Source organism: Pantoea sp. NPDC088449, assembly GCF_044753225.1.
Classification (GTDB): Bacteria; Pseudomonadota; Gammaproteobacteria; order Enterobacterales; family Enterobacteriaceae; genus Pantoea; species Pantoea floridensis.
This window is the reverse complement of sequence record NZ_JBIVMT010000004.1, coordinates 358,606-379,800: the sequence shown is the minus strand read 5'-3', so window position 1 is coordinate 379,800 and position 21,195 is coordinate 358,606. Positions and strand designations below refer to the sequence as shown.

4 protein-coding genes are annotated in these 21,195 nt (G+C 60.3%); all 4 read right to left on the bottom strand.

Going from position 1 to position 21,195, the window contains the following annotated elements; all coding sequences use genetic code 11:
• Positions 1–124: 124 nt before the first annotated feature.
• The 4 genes from ACIP6T_RS19065 to ACIP6T_RS19050 all read right to left on the bottom strand — a co-directional run bounded on the left by ACIP6T_RS19065 (position 125) and on the right by ACIP6T_RS19050 (position 21,118).
• Positions 125–1,351: an HlyD family type I secretion periplasmic adaptor subunit gene (locus ACIP6T_RS19065; protein WP_400458388.1), complete on the bottom strand. Its 1,227-nt coding sequence runs from the start codon at positions 1,349–1,351 to the stop codon at positions 125–127.
• Complete coding sequence (locus ACIP6T_RS19060) at positions 1,348–3,519, bottom strand: type I secretion system permease/ATPase (RefSeq protein WP_400458387.1); 2,172 nt, start codon at positions 3,517–3,519, stop codon at positions 1,348–1,350. Before ACIP6T_RS19060 ends, ACIP6T_RS19065 begins: the two co-directional genes overlap by 4 nt.
• Positions 3,516–4,967, bottom strand: a complete 1,452-nt coding sequence (locus tag ACIP6T_RS19055) for a TolC family outer membrane protein (RefSeq protein ID WP_400458386.1) — start codon at positions 4,965–4,967, stop codon at positions 3,516–3,518. Before ACIP6T_RS19055 ends, ACIP6T_RS19060 begins: the two co-directional genes overlap by 4 nt.
• 74 nt (positions 4,968–5,041) lie before the next feature.
• The gene (locus tag ACIP6T_RS19050; protein WP_400458384.1) at positions 5,042–21,118 is read right to left on the bottom strand and encodes an Ig-like domain-containing protein; all 16,077 of its coding nucleotides are present in this window, start codon (positions 21,116–21,118) and stop codon (positions 5,042–5,044) included.
• Positions 21,119–21,195 lie beyond the last annotated feature (77 nt).

Sequence of the window (21,195 nt, the reverse complement as noted above, 5' to 3'; positions counted from 1 at the left end):
TCGCCTTTAGCAAGCTTTGAGGCCGTTCTTATTGAAAGGATTGATTTATTCTGAAGAGGGAAGAAGAAACAGGCTTTAATAGGCAGAAAATGGTTAGGTCGCCGTCCCTGGCGACCCGCGTAAATCAGCGTTCGCGCATCGCCTCCTTACCTTTGTTAAACGGTTTGATCAGGTAATCCATTATCGTCTTCTCACCGGTTTTGATATCCACCGTAGAAACCATTCCCGGACTGATGGAGAAGCGTTTTCCGGCTTTATTCTGCACAAAGTCGTTATCGGTGCGAATAAACACGCGGTAATAGTAAATCTCTGGTTTGACCTCATCCTGAATGGTATCCGGCGAGATACTCTCTACCACGCCGTTAAGGCCGCCATAAATCGCGTAATCATAAGCCGAGATCTTCACCACCGCGCGCTGGCCGGGATGGATAAAAGCGATATCACGCGGTGAAAGGCGCGCTTCAATCAGCAGGCGATCGTTCATTGGCACAATATTCATCAGCTCGCCATTCGGTGGCACTACGCCGCCAACGGTGGAGACTTTGATGTTTTTCACGATGCCGCGCATCGGCGAACGAATGGTCATACGCGTTACCGTGTCTTCCCGCCCTTTCACCACTTGTCCCATGCTGTCGGCTTCGGCGTTGGCCTTTGCCAGCTCTTCACGCGCCTGCACGTAATATTGCGACCGCATATCCGTGAGCTTTAGCTCCAGATCTGACTTATCGCGCTGCAGGCGCAGCACCTCTACGCTACTGGCGGCGCCAGTTTTCGCCAGCCGCTGAGTGATAGCCAGCTCGCGGTTGGCCAGCGCCAGTGACTGATTAAACTGCGCGGTGGCATCAGCGAGCTGTGCGCGGCGGGTTTTGTACAGCCGCGCTTCTGAGGCCTTCAGATCGGGAAATTTATCCAGCTCCGCCGGAAACGTCAGCGGCTGATCGTTTACCTCGGCAGTCAGACGCGCAGCCGCAGCCAGCGCAGCGCGATAGCGTGCCGCACTCTCTCCGACGTTGGATTGCGAGCGAGTGGCATCAAGGCGCGCGACGATTTGCCCGGCCTGCACCTGATCGCCTTCATGCACATAGAGTTCAGTCAGGATGCCGCCCTCCAGCGATTGCAACACCTGATCGCGCGAACTGGGAATCACTTTGCCGGTGCCGGTAGAAACTTCATCCAGCACGCCAAACCACGCCCAGATCACCGTAATCAGAATCAACGCGGTACTGATGACAATCAGGCGCACCGCGCCGGTGTAGTGAGTTTCGGATCGCAGCTCGCCCAACAGATCGTCGGAGGAATCCACTTCTGCTGCGGTCACCAGCCGCAGTCGTGCCGGGAGTTGTTTTATCATGCTTGCGCCTCCGGCTGGCCGCCACTGGCGCGCGGCGGCGGCAGAGCATTCTCTTTCGGGCTATCCATCACCAGCTGTCCCTCCTTCAGCACCAGCACACGATCCACCAGCGCGAGGATCGCCGCGCGGTGCGTCGCCACGATCAGCGTGCGGCCGTTCAACCACTGACCGAGACGCTCAATAAACTCTTTCTCAGTGTGATCGTCGAGCGCTGCCGTCGGCTCATCCAACAGGATAATATTGGGATCGCGCAACAGCATGCGCGCCAGCAGTAGCGACTGGCGCTGGCCACCTGACAATCCCGTGCCGCCTTCCATGATCGGATGATCGAGGCCGAGCGGCAGACGACGAATAAAATCTGCCCCACCGCTCACGGTCAGCGCGCCGAAGATCGCATCATCGGTGGCGTGCGCCGCGCCGAGGGTGAGATTTTCACGCAGCGTGCCGTGGAACAGGCGCGCATTTTGCGTCAGCAGGCCGACGTTGCGCCGCACATCCGCCACATCAATATGTGGCAGGCTGAGGTTATCCAGCCGCAGCTCGCCGCCGACGAGATCGATGCCGCCGATCATCGCCTGCAGCAACGTTGATTTACCCGATCCGTTGCGCCCCAGCACCGCAACACGCTCGCCGGGCTTGATGGTCAGACTTTTGATGCGCAGCGCGATAGTCAGCGAATCGGTGTAGTAACGAAACATCGCGTCGGTAAATTGGTAGTGACCAAACAGCACCGGCGAGTGGATCCGCGTCTCGTCCTTACTGTTTTCCACGGGCAAGTTCATCAGCGCATCGAGGCTGCCTTTTGCCGCTTTTACCTGCTGCCAACGCGCCAGCACGCCGCACAGCGTGGCCATCGGCGCAATCATGCGCGACGAGAGCAGCGAGGCGGCAACAATAGCACCGGTGGTGATATCGCCGTCGATCACCATCGGCGCACCAATCACGATCACGCTGGCATACACCAAACCTTGCACCGTCACGCCCCAGGTGATCAGCGAGTGCATTACCTTGCGCATCTCGACGCCGGATTGCGCAGTGATGCGAATGTAGCTGTTCCACTGTTGCAGGAAGCGATCTTCCGCCTGCATCAGCTTGATGTCTTCCAGCCCCTGCACGCTTTCCACCAGCACCGCGTTGCGCAGCGTCGACTCCTTGAGATTCTGCTGCGCCAGTTTTGACAGATTTTTCTGGCTCATCACGCCCGGCAGCACCATCAACAGCACCGCCACTGGCGCAATCCACGCCAGCTGCGGTGCGATAATCGCCATCACCAGCAGGAACAGCAGGAAGAACGGCATATCAACAATCGCCGTCACCGTGGTGGAGGTGACCATTTCGCGGATCGACTCCAGCTCGCGCAGCTGTGAGATAAAGGTGCCGGTCGAACGCGGTACGGCGCTGTTGCGCAGCCGCAGCGCGTGACCAAAGACACGATCGGAGACGCGCATGTCGGCGCGTTTACCCAGCAGATCGGTGACGTGATCGCGCCCGACGCGCAGGATGTAGGTAAACACCACCGAGATAATTACGCCGATATACAGCACATACAGCGTTGGATAGGATTGCGCCGGAATCACGCGATCGTACACCTGCATCGAGAAGATGATGCCAACCAGCGCCAGCAGGTTGATCAGGAACGATCCCAGCATCACGTAGCCGTAAGGTCGCAGATCGTGCAGCACCAGGCGGCGCAGCCAGTCCGGCTTTACCCCGGCGAGATAGCGATCAACGCGGCTGTCCTTGGCCGCGGTAACCGGACGCAGCGCGGCGGCAAAGCGAATTTCCGGTAGCAGCGTTGCCAGCGCAATCGGCGCGGGCTGCTCATCACCGGCGAAGTGCACGCGCACTTCATCGTCACCGTCAAACTGGGTAATGACGCCCACCTGGCCATCGGCCAGCTCTATCGCCAGCGGCAGCCGCCAGCTGGTGATCTCCCACTTATTCTCTTCATACAGCTGCAGCGATAAACCCGCCTGACGCGCCAGATGGCGCAGCGCTTTGTCGCGCGTCTGTTTGCCCTGCCATTCGGCGGCGGCCATGATCATGCCCGGCGAACAGGGCAAGCGATAGTGGGTGGCAATCAGGATGATGGCGGTGGCCCATCCGTGTAAGGGCACGTTGCCCCCGGAGGCGCTGTCGGGCGCATCGGGAATCTGTAATTGCGTCATGGCTGGATCTCCACGGACTGGATCCGCTGATTATTCAGTGCAAACGCTGACCGCATATGTCCGGTGCTGTAAAGGCAATCGAGCTGCAGTGAGCGTAACTGGCTGATGGTTTGCTGCAGGGTGAAACGCGTCTGGAACACTTCCTGCTCGGCGTTCAAAACATCCAGTAAAGGACGCGTGCCGAGTTGCAGATACTGATCCTGATACAGCGACTGGGTTTTCTCGCCCAGCGACTGCTGCCGTCCCATAATCGCGAGGCTCAGCGACAGGCTTTGCGACTCGTTCTGCGATTCACTCAGCTGCTGGCGCGCTTTCAGTCGCGCCGAGTTGACGGCCGCATTGGCGGCCTGCAAGGCATTGGCTGCCGCATCCCGGCTGGCGGTGATACCGCCGCCCTGATACAGCGGCATTTCCACTTTCACAAACGCCGAATATTGCGTGCGATCCAGCGTCTCGCTGCCGGAATAGTGATTGTTGAGATAGTGCGTTACCTGCGGCTCCAGCGAAATGGTTGGCATGTTCTGCGCATTGGCGTTATCGAGCTTGGCCTGCGCCTGATTAGCCTGCGCCCAGGCCGCTAATACCGAGGGATTGAGCTTGTCATCGGCTTTCGCCACCTGACAGGATTGGGTCAGTTTGGCAGGGAAATCATCGCTAACCTTCTTCACCAGCGGCCAGCCGAGATAGGTCGCCAGCGTGGCGCGCCAGCGGTCAAGATTGGCCTGATACTGGATTAACGTGGTGCGCGCACCTTCGATACGCGCATCAGTTTGCGTGGCATCGGAGAGTGAAGCCGCGCCCTCTTCATTACGCTGCCGCGCCAGATCGCCAATTTTACTCAGCGCCGCCAGCTGCTGCTGGGCAATTGTCACCAGCTGTTGATAACCCTGCACTTCCACCAATGCCGCAGCGGTATCGTGCGCGACGGTATCGATGCTGACCAATACGTTGGCCTGCTCCTGCGCCACGCCGGCTTCGGCGGAGCGTACCGAGCTACTCACCTTGCCAAAGTCATACAGCATCTGCGACACCGACAGCACAAACGACGGGCTGAAGCCCTTCTCGCTGTAGGCGTTGCTGTAGCCGTTGTTCATACCGGCGCTGATCTGCGGATAGTATTTGGCTTTCGCCACATCAACCTGATTGGCCTGTTCCAGCATCTTGCCCACGGCCTCGGCGATATCCGGATGCCACTGGACAGCGCGCTGTACCGCCTGATTAATGGTGAGAAAGTCGGGTACGTTTGCCAGTGCGGGTTCGGCCACCTCACCGGTTAATGAAGGGAGTTCTTGCTGTTGCGCTAAACCTGCCGAGGTGATCTGCCCCGCGCGGGTTAACGCGTCACTGGCCGCTAAAAGTTGAGAACTGTAAAGTAAAGCCATGCCCGCACAGAGAACGCTGAGCTTAAACGAACGGCGAAAAGTTGCGCCTGAGTGCATCAGTTCCATCGATAGTCCACCAGTCATTAAAGAGAAAGGGGCACATCCTTGTGCCCTTACTGCATCCCTGCTTCACCGAGTTACTAGACCGTGTGGGTTTGGTGCGGTTGTTGCAGCAACTCCTCCAGCGAAACGTTCACGCCTTCCAGCGTAATCAGCTGCGTTGCGCTGTAACCCGTACCGCTACCATCACGGTCAATTGAGAGCACCGTATTACCGTCTGAAGTATGGTCCACTTTCACGAAATCATTAATATTACTTGTGGAATCATTCCAGCCGATTAGCAAGTTGCTGACGTCAATTTTGTCGCCCTGCGCAACATTGAAGTCGGTCCAGGTATCGTGACCGTTACCGCCGGTCGCATCGGCGCTCGCCAGCAAGTGATACACCAACGTATCGGCGCCGGCACCACTGGTGATGGTGTCGTCGTAAGCGCCACCAGAAAGCGTGTCAGCCCCGGCAGTGCCTGTGATGGTTGGGTGTAGCTCGATGGTGAACGACTGCGTGGTGATGGTGCCATCGCTGGCCGCCAGGGTATAACTGAACACCTCTTTGTGCGTGATAGATTGTCCATCCACGCCCGCATTAAGCGAGTAGGTATAGCTGCCGTTGGCCGCAATCGTCAGCACCCCGTAGTCCCCCGCAACCGTCGTTGTGCCCACGCTGTGCACGGTGGTGATATCGCCGTGTTCATTAGTGATGCTCAAGGTTCCGCTATGGCTGGCGGTTGACGAACCGTAGATGCTGCCGCTGGCATCGTGGTCATTTGCCGCTTCGGTAAACAGACTGTTGGTGGTTACCAGCGTGCTGGTTGACGCACCGTTATGCAGGTTTACCGTCAAGGTTGCCGAGGTCACCGCACCGCTGGCATCCCTTACCGAGTAGCTAAAGGTGTCCGCGGTAGGCAGCGTGTCGATATCCAGACCGGCCTTCAGTACATAGGTGTAGTTACCGTGCGAGTCGATGGTCAGCGTACCGTACGTGGTGTTGATCACCGTATTCCCGCTCGATCCCACCACGCTGCCAGACACCGTGGTAATCGCCGTCCCCGTCGGAATCGTACCGGCGACGGAGCTGGTGTCGTTGGTCAGCAGGTTACCTGTCACCGTTGCCGCCACCGTTACCGCCAGCGTGGTGAAATCGGATACCGTGCTGATGGTGGTGGTCGGCAGCAGGTTGACGCTCACGTTGGATCCAATCACCACGGCATAGGTGCCGGTGCCCAGATTGCTATAGGTCACGTTGGCGCCGGTTTGCGTACCCAGAGAAATCAAGCCGGTTGACAGGTAATTAGATCGGGTATTGATCAACAGCCAGGTGCCATTGGTCTGCTGCTCATAGAGGTACATGGAGTAGGTTGAGATCAGACTGATCCCGCCCACCGAACCGTTGAGGGTCACGCTGCGCGTATCGTCATTGCCGACGCTAAACACATAGGCATTACCGTTGGAGAGCACGGTAGCATTAAGGACGCTGCCCAATCCCACGTTGGCAAGTGCCACATGCGAAACGCTGGTGGTACCGTTGTTGACCGTCGCCTGCGTGGTGCTGTAGTCCACCTCGTTGGTGTCATTGGTGGCCACAATACGAATCGCCCCGGTGAGCGGTGTGCTCGTTGAGACGTTACCCGCACGGTCCGTCTGGATAACCGACAGGGAAGCACCGGTGGTCTGGGCTGTGGTCAGGTTAACCGACCATGCACCGCCCGCACCTACCGTCGCAGTACCCAGCGATGCCCCGCTGGCATCACGCACGGTGACCGTCGCGCCGACTTCGCCGCTACCGGTTACGGTGGTACCTGTCGCGTCAATCGCCAGACCGCTCACTGCAGCAGGTGGCACGGTATCAACGTTCACCGTTACCGCTGTATTACCGGTGCTGACGTTGCCCGCCGAGTCCGTCACGGTGGTGGTCAACGGATGCGCACCGTTTGCCAACGCGGCGGTGGTGAAGGTCCAGCTTCCTCCTGCGCCTACCGTGACGGAACCGAGCGCGGTGCTGCCATCGAAAATGGTCACCACTGCGCCGACTTCCGCGGTACCGCTCAGCACCGGAGTGGTGTCGCGGGTGTACGCGCCATTGGTCAGCGTCACAGGCGTACTGCCCGCATCGTCAACAATGGTGAGCGTACTGGCCGCTGGCGCGACGGTATCGACGGTCAGCGTGGTCGACACGTTCGGGCTCACGTTGCCCGCCGCATCGGTTGCCGTAACGTTCAGCGTGTGCGCACCGTTGCTCAGCGTGGTAGCAATGAAGCTCCAGCTGCCGTTGCTGCCCACCGTGGTGGTGCCCAGCAGCGTGCTGCCGTCGTAGACGCTGATCTTCGCACCGATTTCACCAGAACCGGTCAACAGCGGTGTGCTGTCGTTGGTGATGCCGTTGTTGGGAATGGTCACCGCCGTGCTGCCGTTGTTGTTCGAGGCCACCAGGTTGGTGACCGCTGCCGGCGGCGTGGTATCGATAATCACCGACGCCGAGGTAGTGCCGCTGACATTGCCGGCGGCATCCGTTACCGTCACGCTCAGCGGATGCGTGCCCTGCGTCAGTGCCGCGGTGGTGAAGGTCCACGCGCCGTTGCTGCCCGCCGTCACCGAACCAATCTGGGTGCTGCCGTCGAAAATTTTAACGATGCTGCCGGCTTCCGCCACGCCGCTCAGGGTTGGCGTGGTGTCATTGGTGGCACCGCCGCTCGGCACCGTGGTGTTGGTGACGTCGTTGGTGATCACCAGCGTTGAAGCTATTGGTGCCACGGTATCCACGGTGATGGAAACCGGCGTGGTAGCTGCACTGGTGTTACCTGCTGCATCGCTCACCGTTACGCTCAGCGAATGGGCCCCGTTGCTGAGCGTCGCCGTGGTGAAGGTCCATGCGCCGTTGGTGCCCGCAGTAACCGATCCCAGCACCGTGCTGCCGTCGTAGATGGTGACAATCGCGTTCGCTTCCGCCGTGCCGCTCAGGGTTGGCGTGGCGTCATCGGTGATTGCACCATTAGCCAACGGGCCCTGACTGGTGCCGACATCATCGGTGATCACCAGGTTCGTCACCGGCGCAGGGGCGACGGTATCGATGGTCAACGTCGTTGACGCATTCGGGCTCACGTTGCCCGCCGCATCGGTTGCCGTGACGTTCAGCGTGTGCGTTCCGTTGCTCAGCGTGGTAGCAATGAAGCTCCAGGTACCGTTGCTGCCCACCGTGGTGGTGCCCAGCAGCGTGCTGCCGTCGTAGACGCTGATCTTCGCACCGATTTCACCAGAACCCGTCAACAGCGGCGTGCTGTCGTTGGTGGCACCATTATTCGGGATGGTCACCGCCGTGCTGCCGTTGTTGTTCGAGGCCACCAGGTTGGTAACCGCTGCCGGCGGCGTGGTATCGATAATCACCGACGCCGAGGTAGTGCCGCTGACATTGCCGGCGGCATCCATTACCGTCACGCTCAGCGGATGCGTGCCCTGCGTCAGTGACGCGGTGGTGAAGGTCCACGCGCCATTGCTGCCCGCCGTTACTGAACCAATCTGGGTGCTGCCATCGAAAATTTTAACGATGCTGCCCGCTTCCGCCACGCCGCTCAGGGTTGGCGTGGTGTCGTTGGTGGCACCGCCGCTCGGCACCGTGGTATTGGTGACGTCGTTGGTGATCACCAGCGTTGAGGCGGTCGGCGCCACGGTATCCACGGTGATAGAAACCGGCGTGGTGGCCGCACTGGTGTTACCCGCGGCATCTTTCACCGTCACGCTCAGCGGGTGGGTCCCGTTGCTGAGCGTCGCCGTGGTAAAGGTCCAGGCGCCGTTGGTGCCCGCAGTAACGGAACCCAGCACCGTGCTGCCGTCGTAGATGGTGACAATCGCGTTCGCTTCTGCCGTGCCGCTCAGGGTTGGCGTGGCGTCATCGGTGACCGCGCCGTTGGCCAGCGGGCCCTGACTGGTACCGACATCATCGGTGATCACCAGGTTCGTCACTGGCGCAGGTACCACGGTATCTACCGTCAAGGCGAAGGAAGCATTGGGACTGACGTTGCCCGCCGCATCGGTCGCCGTAACGTTAAGCGTGTGTGGGCCGTCTGCCAGGGTTGGCGTGGTGAAACTCCAGTTGCCGTTGCTGCCTACGGTGACCGAACCGATCAGCGTGCCGCCATCGTAAACTCTCACGATACTGCCCGCTTCCGCCGAGCCGCTCAGCGCTGGCGTGTTGTCATTGGTGCTACCGCCCGCGGCAATCGCGATTGGCGTGCTGCCGTTGTTGTTGGCGGCGCCCAGCCCCGTCACCTCAGGCGGTGCCACGGTATCGATGGTGACGGTCGCCGAAGTGCTGCCGCTGACGTTACCGGCGGCATCCGTCACCGTGACGCTCAATGGGTGCGCGCCCTGGCCCAGTACAGCCGTGGTGAAGCTCCAGGTGCCCGTATCGCTGGCGGTCGCCGTGCCCAGCAGCGTAGCGCCATCATAAATAGACACTTTACTGCCCGCTTCCGCCGTACCGCTTAGCGTTGGCGTGCTGTCGTTGGTGGATCCGCCGTTCGGCACCGTATTGCCCGTCGCGTCATTGGTGATCTGCAGCGTAGCGTTAGCGGGTGCCACTGTATCCACGTTGACGGTGAAGGTGGTGGCGCTGCTGGTGTTACCCGCCGCATCACGCACCGTGACGCTCAACGGATGCGCACCTTCGCTCAGGGCTGCCGGGGTAAAGCTCCATGCGCCGTTGCTACCCGCCACTACCGAGCCAAGCACCGTGTTGCCGTCTGAGATGATCACCACGTTGCCTGCTGTCGCAGTGCCACTCAGCGTTGGCGTGTTGTCATCGGTAGCGGCGCCGTTGACAAGCGTTCCTTGCGTTGCGCCCACGTTGTCAGAAACCACCAGATCGCTGACGGGCGTCGGTGCCGCAGTGATCACGGTGAGGCTGACCGATGCGTTCGGGCTAACGTTGCCTGCCGCATCGGTCGCCGTGACGTTCAGCGTGTGCAGACCATCAGAGAGCGTTGGCGACGTGAAGCTCCACGCGCCATTGCTGCCCGCCGTCACCGAACCAATCTGGGTGCTGCCATCGAAAATTTTAACGATGCTGCCCGCTTCCGCCGTACCGCTCAAGTTTGGCGTGCTGTCGTTGGTGGTGCCGCCTGCGGCAATCTGCACCGGCGAGCTGCCGTTGTTGTTCACCGCGATAAGGTCGTCGATGCCCGCTGGTGCCACCGTATCGACCACCACCGTAGCAGTGCTTGATGCCACGCTGGTATTACCCGCGGCATCGGTGACACGCACGCTGAATGAATGGCTACCCTCACCCAGCTCGGCGGTGGTGAAGGTCCACGCGCCGCCCGTTCCGGCAGCCACCGAACCCAGCACCGTCGTACCGTCATACACGGTGATCACACTGCCGACTTCCGCCGTACCGCTCAGGGTTGGCGTGTTGTCGTTGGTAGCACCGCCGTTCGGCACCGTCGTGCTGGTCACATCATTGGTGACCACCAGCGTTGAGGCGTTAGGTGCCACGGTATCCACGGTGAGATCCACCACATCAGAGCGAGGTCCGACGTTACCTGCGGCATCGGTCACCGTTACGCTCAGCGCATGGTTACCCTGATTAAGGGTTGGAGAAGTAAAGCTCCACTCCCCGCTGCCATTCGCCGTGGTCGATCCGATAACGGTGTTGCCATCGTAAACGGTGACAATGCCGTTCGCTTCCGTCGTACCGGTGAGCTGCGGTGTGCTGTCGTTGGTGATGCCGTTGTTGGCAATCGGCACCGGCGTGCTGCCGTTGTTATTGGCGGCCTCAAGGTCGGTCACCGCCACGGGCGCCGTGATGTCAACGTTGATGGTAATCGGATCTGACTGGACACCATTGTTGCCGGTGGCATCCGTCACCAGCACGGAGATAGCATGAGCCCCTTCCGTCAATGCTGCAGGCGTGTAACTCCACTGCCCATTGGCATCGGCGGTGACGCTACCCAGCTCGGTTTCACCATCGAAAATCCTGACAATATTGCCTGTTTCAGTCAGTCCACTCAGTGCTGGCGTGCTGTCTTTGGTGTAAGCGCCATTTGTCAGCTCGACCAGCGTGCTGCCGCTGTTATCCGTAATCTCCAGCGTGGTGGTGGCCGGCGGTAAACCGGCTTCGATGATGATGGTGAAGTCCGGCGAGGCCGGGCCCACGTTGCCAGCTTCATCTTTCACCGTTACGGTGAAGCTATGGCTGCCATTGCTCAGCGCGGCGGTGGTGAAGCTCCACGCGCCGTCAACGGCCGTCACACTGCCTAACAGCGTGGTGCCATCGTAGATGGAGACCACACTTCCGCTCTCGGCTGAGCCGCTTAGCGTTGGTGTGTTGTCATCGGTAGTCTGGCCTTGCGTAAGTTCACCGGTGCTGGTGCCGGCATTATCGGTGATCACCACATCGGTGACCGCCACCGGTGGCACGGTATCGATATTAATCGTAATCGGTATCGCTTCCGCACCGGTGGTACCCGCTGCGTTGGTCACCGAGACGGTGAAACTATGCTGCCCCTCGCCCAGCTCTGCGGTTACGAAGCGCCAGACTCCGTTATCGCCCACCGTGGTGGTGCCGAGCAGGTTATCGCCGTCGTAGATATTGATGGTCGTACCCGCCACACCGGTCCCGCTAATGACTGGCGTGTTGTCGTTGGTATTCCCATTATCCGCTACCTGTACCGGCGTGGTGCTGACGTCGTTATAGACAGCAAAGCTCAGTACCGCTGCTGGTATTGAGGTATCCACCGTTAGCGATACCGCAGCATTGGAACTGACGTTACCGGCTGCATCCGTCACGGTGACGTTCAGCGTATGAGTCGCATCGGCCAGCGCCGTGGTGGTGATGCTCCATGCGCCGTCGCTGCCTGCCACCGCTGACCCCACCAGCGTGGTGCCGTCGTAGACTCTGACGATGGCATTGGCTTCCGCCGTACCGCTGATCGCAGGCGTGCTGTCGTTGGTAATGCCGCCGTCAGCAATGGTGACTGGCGTGCCGCCGTTATTGTTCTGCAGCAGCAGACCTTCCGCCGGCTGCGGAGCCGTGGCATCCACCAGCACGGTAAAGCTGGCCGACGGAGCACTGACGTTACCCACCTCATCGGTAACCGTTGCGGTCAACGTATGCGAACCATCGGTCAGGGTCGGGGAGTTGAAGCTCCATGTGCCATCGGCAATCGCGGTGGTTGAACCTATCACCACATTGCCATCGTAAATGGTCACCACGCTACCCGCTTCGGCGTTGCCACTCAGCAGCGGCGTGTTGTCATTGGTGCTGGTGCCATTCGGTACCAGCACTGGCGTCGTACCATCATCGTTTCTGACTTCCAGCGTTGCGGCGGCAGGCACCGAGGTATCGACGTTGAAGTCGATTGCCGTTGAGGCCGGGCTCACATTACCAGCGGCATCAACCACCGTGGTGGTCAGGCTATGCGGACCGTCACCCAGCACCGGTGAGGCGAAGCTCCACTGGCCGTTACTGCCCACCGAAGCGCTGCCAAGAATTGCGTCACCATCACGAATAATTACCGTGCTGCCCGCTTCTGCCGTGCCGGTAAGGAATGGCGTGTTGTCATTGGTGATACTGCCATTAGCAATAGCAACCGGTGAGGCGCCATCATCATTGCTGACGATAATCTCTGCGGCGGCGGCCGGCGGCGTGGCGTCCACTACCACGTTAATGGTGGTCGGTGCGCTGACGTTGCCAGCGGCATCGCTTGCCGTCACGCTCAGCGTGTGAGAGCCATCAGCCAGCGCCACTGGCGGGGTGAAGCTCCATGTACCGCCAGCGCCGACGGCGACCGATCCCAGCACGCCATTCTGATCGGAGACGGTAATGATGCTGCCTTCTTGCCCCGCACCGCTTAGCACTGGCGTGTTGTCGTTAGTCAGACCGCCGTTTGGAATGGCGATGGCCGCACCGCCTACATCATTGGTCAGCGTCAGCTCAGTTGCGGCCGGCGGCGCAACGGTATCCACCGTCACCGTCACGGTGGCGCTCGGTGCGCTGGTGTTACCTGCGGCATCGCGCACGGTGACACTCAGATTATGTGTGCCATCGGTCAGCGTCGGTGAGAAGCTCCAGTCGCCCTGTGCATTGGCGATGGCGCTTCCTAACACGGTGGTGCCGTCAGAGACGATGACAATGCTGTTCGCTTCTGCCACACCGCTCAACACTGGCGTGCTGTCGTTGGTCGTGCCGTCGCTGGCAATCGGTACCGGCGTGCTGCCATTATCATTGTTCAGCACGAGGTCAGTCGCCACAGCCGGTGCAACGGTATCAACGCTAAACGTAACCGGTGCAGAGGCTGGGCCCACGTTGCCTGCAGGATCGGTCACCGTCGCCGTCAGGCTGTGGCCGCCTTCGCCCAGCAGCGGCGAAGTGAAGCTCCAGTTACCATCGCTGCCGACAATCGCGGTGCCCAGCACGGTGCCGCCATCCAGCACGGTTACCGTGCTACCGGCTTCAGCCGTTCCCGTGATAAGCGGTGTGGCGTCGTTGGTGCTGCTGCCTCCATCAATGGCGACGGGCGAGCTGCCATTGTTATTACTCAGCGTAATATCGTTCGGTGCCGCCGGTGGCGTAAGATCGATGTTAAATTCCAGTGCGGCGGATGGTGCGCTAACGTTACCCGCCGCATCGGTCACGGTGGTGGTCAGGCTATGTGGACCCTCACCGAGGGTGGGCGAGGTGAAGCTCCAGTTGCCGTCGTCGCCAACCACTACGGAGCCCAGTACGTTGCTACCATCAGAAATAATGACCGTACTGCCCGCTTCGGCGCTGCCGCTCAACAGTGGCGTGGTGTCATTGGTCGCGCCGCCTGCGGCAATCGGTATCGCCGTTTCACCTGAATCATTGCTCAGCTGCAGATCAATGGCCGCAGACGGCGCTTCGGTATCCACGGTAAAGGTGATGGCTGGGGAAGGCGTGCTGATGTTGCCTGCGTCATCGGTCACCGTCGCCGTCAGGCTGTGCTGGCCCTGGCTCAGGGCCGGGGTGGTGAAGCTCCATGTGCCATCGCTACCAACAATGACTGAGCCCAATACCGTGTTGCCATCGCGCACGGTGACGATGCTGTTGGTTTCCGCAGAACCACTCAACACCGGAGTGGTGTCATTGGTTGCACCACCGGAGGCGATGGGTGTTGGCGTCGTGCCCTGATCGTTATTGAGCACAACGTCAGCCGCAGCAGGCGGTGGCGTGGTATCGATGGTCACCGCGATGGCCGCCGATGCCGGACCGACGTTACCGGCCGCATCGGTTACCGTGGTGGTGAAACTGTGCAAACCTGTGTCCAGCGGCGTTGCAGGCGTAAAGCTCCATTGACCATCGGTCCCTACGGTTGTACTGCCCAGCACCGTGGTGCCATCAAGCACCGTGACGATGCTGCCCGCTTCGGCATTACCACTCAGCACTGGCGTGGTGTCGTTGGTACGGCCGCCGGTATCAATTGGCACCGCCGTGCCGCTGTTGTCATTGCTGAGTTGCAGATCGGTGGCCGCGACGGGTGGCGTGGTATCCACGGTGAAGACAATTGGCGTGGAAGCCCCGCTGCTGTTACCTGCCGCATCGGTTACCGTGGTGGTGAGACTGTGGCTGCCCTCGCCCAGCGGCGTCGCGGGCGTGAAGGTCCAGTTGCCCTCGCTATCAACGTTAGCCGTGCCCAATACGGCGTTGCCATCACGTACCGTGACGATACTGCCGGCTTCTGCGCTGCCCGTTAGCACTGGCGTGCTGTCGTTGGTGACCCCGCCTGCTGCAATCGCCGTACCGCCATCGTTGCTGAGTTGCAGTTCACTTGACGTTGCCGGTGCCTGCGTGTCGACGGTAAAGGCAATCGGCGTTGATGGTTCGCTAACGTTACCGGACGAGCTGGTCACCGTGGTGGTCAGGCTGTGTGCGCCCTCGCTCAGCGTTGGTGTGGTGAAGCTCCAGCTTCCATCGCTGCCGACGGTGACGCTGCCCAGTACCGTGTTGCCATCACGTATGGTGACAATGCTGCCTTCGGTTGCCGTACCGCTGATCGCCGGTGTGGTGTCGTTGGTCGCACCGCCGGAGGCAATCGGCACCGGCGTGCTGCCATCGTCATTATTGAGCACCACGTTTTCTGCCGCAGGCGGCTGAGTGGTGTCAATGTTTACGGTGATAGGCGAGGACGCTGCGCCCACGTTGCCTGCCGCATCGGTTACCGTCGTGGTAAGCGTATGTTCGCCAGCGGTGAGCGGCGTCGTCGGAGTAAAGCTCCAGCTTCCGTCACTGCCGACGGTGGCGGTACCCAGCACGGTGGATCCATCCAGCACCGTCACGGTGCTGCCCGCTTCCGCCGTACCGCTCAACGCTGGTGTGGTGTCGTTAGTGGTGCCACCTGCCGCAATCGGCACGGATGTGCCACCTTCGTTGTTGCTCAATTGCAAATCGGTCGCCGCTGCTGGCGGCGTGATATCCACGGTAACCAAAATCGGTGCCGATGGGGCGCTGGTGTTGCCTGCCGGGCTGGTCACCGTCGCGGTCAGGCTATGGTTGCCCTCGTTCAGCGCTGGGGTGGTAAAGCTCCATTCCCCGCCGCTGCCCACGGTAACGCTGCCCAGCACGGTGCCGCCATCAGAGACCGTAATCGTACTGCCTGCTGCGGCGGTTCCGCTCAGCACCGGCGTAGGATCATTGGTCGCCGCGCCGGAGCTAATCGGTACTGGCGTGCCGCTGGTATCGTTACTGAGCTGCACACCACCGGGTGCGGCAGGTGCGGTGGTATCGATGGTAAAGGTCAATGGCGCACTTGGCGCGCCAACGTTACCGGCAGAATCGGTCACGGTGGTGGTCAGGCTATGCGGGCCATCGCCAAGTGTCGGGGAGGTAAAGCTCCAGCTGCCATCATTGCCGACGGTGGCGGTGCCGAGCACGGTCGTGCCATCAGAAACGGTGACGGTACTGCCCGGCTCCGCGCGACCGCTCAACACGGGGGTCACATCGTTGGTGGCACCGTTCTCGGCCACGGGCACCGGCGTACCACTGCTATCGTTCGCGAGCTGCAGATCGGTAGCCGCAGCCGGTGGTGTGGTATCAACAATCACAATCACCACGGAAGAAGCCGGGCCAACGTTACCCGCCGTATCGGTAACCGTGGTGGTGAGATTGTGCTGTCCTTCGCTTAACGCATTGTCTGGCGTAAAGCTCCAGTTGCCATCGCTGCCGGTGGTGGCGGTACCCAACACGGTGGTGCCATCAGAGACCGTTACGATGCTGCCCGGCTCCGCGCTGCCGCTTAAGGTTGGCGTTGTGTCATTGGTGGAACCGCCCGCCGCAATCGGCGTGCCGTCCTCGTTACTGAAGTGGACATTGCCTGCTGCGGCTGGCGGTTGAGTATCAACCGTCACCGTCACAGGTGAAGAGGCCGGGCTGGTGTTGCCAGCCGGATCGGTAACGGTAGATGTCAGGCTATGATTACCATCGCTCAGCGCAGGCGTGGTGTAGCTCCAGTTGCCGTCGCTATCCACCGTAGTGGTGCCAAGCACGGTGGTACCATCTGAGATGGTCACCGTACTGCCCGCTTCGCCGGTTCCCGTCAGGGTCGGCGTGTTGTTATTGGTGCTGCCGCCTTGTGGGATCGGATCGCCTGAGCCGTCGGTCAGCCCCACGTCAGCGGGTGCCGTCGGCACCACGGTATCAATGGTGATGGTAATGGTTGGCGTATCCGTTACCACGCCGGTGGTGGCATTGGTGGCGGTGGCGTGGAAGGCGTACGTGCCGTCATCCAGAGCCGCTGGAGTAAAGTTCCACTGACCATCGGTTCCTGCTACCACACTGCCAATAACCGTCGTACCGTTGTACAGCGTGATTACATCACCCGCGCCCGCCTGCCCGCTCAAAATCGGCGTCGTGTCGTGGGTGCTGGCGTTGTTTGGCAGTTCAACCAACGTGCTGCCGCTGTCATCCGTCACGATCAGCAAGCTGTTGGTGGCCGGAACACCGGCGTCAACATTAAGGCTAAAGGCCGGTGAAGTCGGGCTGACATTGCCTGCCGCGTCGGTCACCGTGGTGGTCAGGCTGTGCTGGCCGTTGGTCAGCGCCGCCTCTGGCGTAAAGCTCCAGCTTCCGTTGCCGCCGACAGTCGTCGAGCCCAGTAGCGTAGTGCCGTCATAAACCCGCACCACCGATCCCGCTTCGGCGGTACCCGTAAGAGTTGGCGTACTGTCATCGGTGGTTGCGCCCGAGGTCAGCGGACCCGTGCTGCTGCCGACATTATCGGTCACGACAAGGCCGCTTACTGCGGCTGGCGCGCTGGTATCCACACTGAAGGCAATCGGCGCGCTCGCGGGGCTGACGTTACCGGCCGCATCGGTCACGGTGGTGGTGATGCTGTGATTACCGTCGCCCAACGCTGGAGTCGTGAAGCTCCAGTTACCATCGCCGCCTACGGTAACCGTACCGAGCACGGTGGTGCCATCAAGGATGGTCACTTTGCTGCCTGCTTCCGCCGTACCGCTTAGCACTGGCGTGGCGTCATTGGTGGCGCTGCCGGAGATAATCGGCTGCGTGATGCTGCCGGTGTCATTGGTCAGTTCAACACCGCTCGCCGCATCCGGTGCGAGGGTATCAACGGTAATGTTGATGGTCGCCGTATCGGTGACGTTGCCGTTCGCATCTGTAATCGTGCCGTGCAGCGCGTGCGCACCATTGGACAGGTTTTGGGTGTAGAAAATCCACTGGCCATTACTGTCGGCCGTGGTGCTACCAAGCAGCGTATTACCGTCATACAAGGTGATAATGTTGCCCGCGCCCGCCAAACCGCTGAGAACCGGGCTGTCGTTATTGGTGCTGGCACCGTCAGTAAGCTGTGCAACGGTGTTGCCATTCTCATCAGTAACTTCCAGTGACGCGCTCGCGGGTGGAATATCCGCGTTCACGGTCACGATTACCGGTGGCGTGGCCGGACCAACGTTGCCTGCGGTATCGGTGGCCGTGACGGTGAACGTGTGGCTGCCATTACTCAGCGTTGGCGTGGTAAAACTCCAGCTGCCATCTGCGCCCACGCTGGTAATGCCCAGTAGCGTCGTGCCATCGTAAATGCTGATAGTGGCATTCGGCTCACCGGTGCCACTGAGGATCGGGGTACGGTCATCGGTGATATCACCGGAGGTTAAGGGCCCCTGGATTGCGCCGACGTTATCCGCAATCACCAGGTCGCCCACCTGCGCCGGCGGGGTGGTATCAACAGTGAGTGTAATCGGCGTTGAAGCTGGGCCCGTGTTACCGGCGGCATCGGTGACCGTGGTGGTCAGGCTATGATTGCCCTCACTCAGCGTTGGCGAGGTAAAGCTCCAGCTGCCGTTGCTGCCTACCGTCGCGCTTCCCAGCACCGTCGTGCCGTCGAGGACAGTGACGATGCTGCCCGGCTCCGCGGTACCACGCAATATTGGCGTGTTGTCGTTGGTGGTGCTGCCTGACTCAATCGGTGTCACCACGCTGCCGCTGTTAGCGGTCAGTTGCAGATCGCCTGTCGCGGACGGTGCCACGGTATCGATGATGATGGTGAGAGTAGCAGAATCGGTTACGTTACCGGCGGTATCGGTCGCCGTTGCGTGGAAGGCATACGTGCCGTCGATCAGCGCGGCTGGCGTGAAGCTCCACTGCCCATCGGCTCCAGCCGTGGTGCTGCCCAGCACTTCCGTGCCGTTGTACAGTGTGACAACCGCCCCTGCCGAGGCCAATCCGCTGAGGATTGGCGTGGTATCGTGCGTACTGGCGCCCTCGGACAGGACTTTCAAGGTATTACCGCTGTCGTCGGTGATCTCAAGCGTACTGTTGGTGGGCGGCACGCCAGCATCCACGGTGAAACCAAATCCGGTTGTCGCCTGGCTGACATTGCCTGCCGCATCGGTCACCGTCACGCTTAACGTATGCGGGCCATTATTCAGCGCGGGTGTGGTAAAGCTCCAGCTACCGTCGCTGCCCACCGCAACGCTGCCCAAAAGCGTGCTGCCATCATAAATTTTAACGATCGCGTTCGCCTCGCCATTACCGGTTAAGGTTGGCGTGCTGTCATCGGTGGTCGCGCCAGCGGTCAGCGGGCCGGTGGAAACACCGACATCATCGCTTACCACCACATTGCTGGCTGCCGCTGGTGGCTGGGTATCCACGCTGAAGTTGATCGGATCGGATGCCGGCCCCACGTTACCCGCAGGATCGGTGACGGTGGTAGTGAGACTGTGGTCACCTTCAGAGAGCACGGGTGAAGTGAAACTCCACGTGCCATTGCTGCCCACGGTAGCACTGCCCAGCACGGTGTCGCCATCGCGCACGGTGACAGTGCTGCCGGGTTCAGCCGTCCCGCTCAGCACCGGCGTAGTCGTATTGGTCGCACCGCCAGAAGCGATAGGCTCTGCCGTGCTGCCTGCGTTGTCACTCAGTTGTAAATCACCGGCCGCGGCCGGGGCGACGGTATCAATGGTGATGGTGATGATTGGCGTTTGGGTGACATTGCCAGAGGTGTCTTCCACTGAGGCGTGGAACGCATAAGAGCCATCCGCGAGCGCGGCGGGTGTGAATGTCCACTGTCCATCGCTACCCGCAACGACGCTTCCCAGCACCGTGCTGCCGTTGTACAGGGTAATCAGTGCCCCCGCCGTGGCCAGACCGCTGAGCGTTGGCGTGCTGTCGTGCGTGCTGGCACCATTGCCGAGCTGGACCAGCGTATTGCCGGAGTCATCGGTGATTTCCAGTGAGGTGGTGGCTGGAGGGGCATCTGCCTGAATGGTCACGCCATAGGCCGTAGAAGCCGGGCCAACGTTACCGGCCGCATCGGTTTGGGTGACGGTAAAGCTATGAGCGCCGTTACTTAATGTTGGCGTCGTGAAGCTCCAGGCGCCATTCGCGTCGACTACCGCCGTGCCGAGCAGCGTTTGCCCGTCATACACGCTGATTGTGGCACCCGCTTCACCTATCCCACTGAGCGTTGGCGTGCTGTCATCCGTTGTGCCGCCGTTATTTATCGTGCCCGAACCATCGCCAAGAGAGAGGCCCGTCGCAGCGGCGGGCGCGTAGGTATCAACGGTAAAGGTAATGGTGGTGGCGGGGCTGGAATTACCTGCCGCATCGGTGGCGGTGATGCTCAGCGTGTGGCTGCCTTGATCGAGGGCTGGACTGGTAAAGCTCCATGTGCCATTGCTTGCTACGGTAACGCTGCCAAGCACGGTATCACCATCACGAATGGTAATAATACTGCCCGCTTCGGCCGTGCCCCTGAGCACTGGCGTGGTGTCGTTGGTTGCGCCGCCGTTGGTCACGGGCAGCACGGTAGAGCCGCTATTGTTCTCCACGCTCACGCCAGTAATCGCGGGTGGTACGGTATCAACGGTGAAATCCACCGGATTTGTAGCGGCACTGGTATTACCGGCAGCGTCAGTCACCGTTGCCGTTAGGCTGTGCTGGCCGTCTGCCAGCGCAGGTGTGGTAAAGCTCCAGCGGCCATCGGCCCCTACGGTAACGGTACCGAGCAGCGTGGTGCCATCGTAAACGCTAACAATCGCACCCGCTTCGGCGGTGCCACTCAGGGTTGGGGTGTTGTCATCGGTAATGGCACCAGCGCCAATCGTGCCCTGATACGGGCCAACGTTGTCACCGATCACCAGGTCACTAATGGCGCCTGGCGCTGTAGTATCGCCCCCGCCATTGTTACCGCCGTTATTGCCCCCATTATTTCCGCCGTTATTACCGCCATTGTTGCCACCCTCATTGTCGCCCGGCGTGGAATTTCCCCCACCACCGCCGCCGCCGCCGCCGCCTGCAATCAGTGCACCTAAACCGGCCAGGGCTGCGCCACCAATACCAAAGGCGGCGATGGTGCCGTCGTTAGTGGTGTTTTCGGCTAACAGGCCTTCAGTGCTATCGATGGAGACGTAATGGAAACCTTCTGTACCGGGATCTTCAACCCACCACATCGCGCCGCGATCGTCTAACAGAACCAGATCGCTATCGCCATTCGGGCTGTAAAAATTATGAATAACAACCACTTCACCAGACTTTGTTGTAACAACTAAATCATTACCATTGCGTGTGAAAGACTTAATATCAGACTGATTAAGATGCAACTGAACCACACTCGGAGCGGTCAAATTAACTTGATTACCACTCAGCTCAGAAGCAATCGTCCCACCTTTTGGGGTTACTGAGATATTATTCATGTTATCGAGATCCCGCGCAGATATTCATTCCATAAAAATACCCGGCATCCGCAGATACCGGCTTTTACAGCGAATAA